Annotated in this window: 1 protein-coding gene; it reads left to right on the top strand. The window is 39.5% G+C overall.

Annotated features, from left to right (window positions below):
- The coding region (locus FC88_RS11710) for a site-specific integrase (protein WP_477099982.1) at nucleotides 1-329 on the top strand (329 nt) is incomplete at both ends.

Below are 329 nucleotides of genomic sequence, written 5' to 3'. Positions count from 1 at the left end.
CAACAAGTTGTCTTACCCATCAAAGATTCAAATGTTCTCAAGGAGGTTCAAGATACCTTACTCAATAACTTTAAAGCTGGCCGGCGTAACTATACAGTTTTTCAAGTTGGCAAAGCGACACTGTTGCGAGTCAGTGATGTCATGCGCTTAAAACAAACCGATATTTTTAATCCGGACGGTTCTATTAAACAAAATGCGTTTATTCATGACCGAAAAACTGGTAAACCGAATACCTTGTACCTTAAACCTGTTCAAACAGATCTCTTATTGTACCGTCAATGGCTGCTTGATCATCAGCTGGATTCTGAATGGCTCTTTCCCTCAATTCA

Source organism: Companilactobacillus futsaii JCM 17355, from assembly GCF_001435505.1.
Lineage (GTDB): Bacteria > Bacillota > Bacilli > Lactobacillales > Lactobacillaceae > Companilactobacillus > Companilactobacillus futsaii.
This window is presented reverse-complemented; position numbering and strand designations above follow the sequence as displayed.